We start from the raw sequence: 2,972 nt of genomic DNA, 5'->3' as shown, positions 1-2,972 counted from the left end.
CTGCGACCCGGGTGCAGGGCGGGGTGTTCAGCCGCTTCAAACGCCAGCGTCTGCGGTGCGAACAGGGCCTCCAGGTCGCCCTTGACGTCGAAGAAATCGACGGCGCGGTCGCGCTGGCTCCATTGCTGCTGCTCGGCCGGGCCATAGGCCAGGCCGGCCAGGCGCATGGGCTGGGCCACACCGGAAATGCTGCTGTCGCTCTCCACGACAGAGGCATCGCGCAGGAAGACGCGGCCGATCTCAAACACGCGCACGCGCGGCGCCTTGCGCGCCAGGTTGTGGCGCAGCACCTGCACCAGGCTGCCGATGAGGCTGGAGCGCATGACGGCCAGCGGGGCCGCGATGGGGTTGAGCAGCTGGATGGGCTTGGCATTGCCGGCCAGTTCCTGCTCCCAGCGCGCTTCCACAAAACTGAAGTTGATGGTCTCGTAGTAGTCGCGCCCGGCCATGGCGTGGCGCAGCGCGTGCACCGCACGGCGCGCCTCGCTGAGCGTCTTGCCCCCCACCGGCGCCAGGGGCGGCGTGGCGGGCAGCTTGGGGTAGCCCAGCACGCGGATGACTTCCTCGATCAGGTCTTCCTCGATCTGGATGTCGAAGCGGTAGCTGGGCGGGGTCACGGTCAGCGTGCCCTCGCCTTGCACGAAGTCCAGACCCAGGCGCTTGAAGACCTCGGCGCATTGCGCCTGGCTCAGATCCATGCCGATCACCTTGGCGGCGCGGGCCACGCGCAGGGTCACGGGCTTGCGCTCGGGCATGGCAGCCACCTGATCGTCCATGGGACCGGCTTCGCCGCCGCAGATCTCCAGGATCAGCTGGGTGATGCGCTCGATGTGCTCGACGGTGCCCACCGGGTCCACACCGCGCTCGAAGCGATGGCCGGCATCGGTGGAGAAGTTGTAGCGGCGCGAACGGCCGGCCACGGCCTTGGGCCACCAGAAGGCGGCTTCCACATAGACGTTCTTGGTGTCGTCGGACACGGCCGTGGCGTCGCCGCCCATGATGCCGGCCAGGGACTCGACCTGCTCGCGGTCGGCGATCACGCCCACCTGCTCGTCCACGGTGATGGTGTTGCCGTTGAGCAGCTTGAGCTGCTCGCCGGCCTTGCCCCAGCGCACGATCAGCTCGCCGTGGATCTTGTCCAGATCGAAGATGTGACTGGGACGGCCCAGCTCGAACATCACGTAGTTGGAGATGTCCACCAGGGGCGAGACCGAGCGCTGGCCGCAGCGCGCCAGGCGTTCCACCATCCAGGCGGGGGTCTGGGCCCGGGTGTTGATGCCGCGCACCACGCGGCCGGAGAAGCGGCCGCACAGATCCGGCGCCTCGATGCGCACCGGCAGCTTGGCCTCATGCTGGACGGCCACGGGCGGGAAGCTGGGCGCCTGGAGCGGCGTGCCGGTCAGGGCCGAAACCTCGCGGGCAATGCCGTAGACGCTCAGGCAATGCGCCAGATTGGGCGTGAGCTTGAGCGTGAACAGCATATCGTCCAGGTTCAGGTGCTCACGGATGTTCTGGCCCACCGGCGCGTCGGCGGCCAGCTCCAGCAGGCCACCATGGTCCTCGCTGAGCTTGAGCTCGCGGGCCGAGCACAGCATGCCGAAGCTCTCCACACCGCGCAGCTTGCCCTTGCCGATCTTGAAGGGCTGGCCGTCCTCGCCCGGGGGCAGCTCGGCGCCGATGGTGGCCAGGGGCACCTTGATGCCGGCGCGGGCGTTGGGCGCGCCGCAGACGATCTGCAGGGGCTCCGGACCGCCGGCATTGACCGTGCAGACGCGCAGCTTGTCGGCGTTGGGATGCTGCTCGGCCGTCAGGATCTCGGCCACGACGATGCCGTGGAAGGGCGGCGCGGCGGGGCGCAGCTCTTCGACCTCCAGGCCGGACATGGTCAGCAGCTCGGCCAGCTCTTGGGTGTTCAGCGCGGGGTTGCAGAAGCTCCGCAGCCAGGACTCGGGGAATTGCATGGTGTTCTGTTCTCTTCAGGCGTTCGGGTGGGCGGACAGGTCTTGGACGGTCACTTGAACTGGCTCAGGAAGCGCAGATCGCCGTCAAAGAACAGGCGCAGGTCGCCCACGCCGTAACGCAGCATGGCCAGGCGGTCGATGCCCGAGCCGAACGCGAAGCCGATGTACTTCTCGGGGTCCAGGCCCATATTGCGGATCACCTGGGGGTGAACCTGGCCCGAGCCCGAGACTTCCAGCCAGCGGCCCTTGAGCGGGCCGGAGCCGAACATCATGTCGATCTCGGCGCTGGGCTCGGTGAAGGGGAAATAGCTGGGACGGAAGCGGATCTCCATGTCCGTCGTCTCGAAGAACTGCTGCATGAAGTTCACGTAGACGGACTTGAGGTCCTTGAAGGAAATGTTCTCACCCACCCACAGGCCTTCGACCTGGTGGAACATGGGCGAATGGGTGGCGTCGCTGTCCACGCGGTAGGTGCGGCCCGGCGCGATCACGCGGATCTCGGGCATGGGCAGGCCGGCGTCGATGGCTGCCTTGTGCTTCTTCACATGCTGGACCGCGTAGCGGATCTGCATGGGGCTGGTGTGGGTGCGCAGCACATGACCGCCTTCGATGTAGAAGGTGTCATGCATGGAGCGGGCCGGGTGGTCTTCCGGTGTGTTCAGCGCGGTGAAGTTGAACCAGTCGTTCTCGATCTCGGGGCCGTCGGCCACGTCGAAACCCATGGAGCCGAAGATGGACTCGATGCGTTCCATCGCGCGGGTGATGGGATGCAGGCCGCCGGTGCCGCGGGCACGGCCGGGCAGGCTCACATCGAGCGCCTCGGCCTTCAGTTGCAACTCCAATTCCGCATCGGCCAGAGCCTGGCGGCGCGCCGTCAGCGCGGCCTCGATGCCGGACTTCAGCACATTGATCTCGGCACCGCGGGCCTTCTTTTCCTCGACCGGCAAAGCGGCCAGGCTCTTGAGCAACTCGGTCACACGACCGGACTTGCCCAGAAAACGCGCCTTGGCG

The 2,972-nt window shown here is 67.3% G+C and carries 2 protein-coding genes; both read right to left on the bottom strand.

Translation table 11 applies throughout. The features are described 5' to 3' along the window. Positions 1-1,961, bottom strand: a 1,961-nt coding sequence (gene pheT / locus ACK5F2_RS03935) for a phenylalanine--tRNA ligase subunit beta (RefSeq protein WP_409862941.1), incomplete at its 3' end; no start/stop codon positions are given. Positions 1,962-2,011: 50 nt separating this feature from the next. Beyond that, positions 2,012-2,972: phenylalanine--tRNA ligase subunit alpha (locus ACK5F2_RS03930; protein WP_409862940.1), on the bottom strand; the 961-nt coding region annotated here is incomplete at its 5' end.

It is taken from the genome of Roseateles sp. (assembly GCF_046300915.1).
Classification (GTDB): Bacteria; Pseudomonadota; Gammaproteobacteria; order Burkholderiales; family Burkholderiaceae_C; genus Kinneretia.
This window is presented reverse-complemented; position numbering and strand designations above follow the sequence as displayed.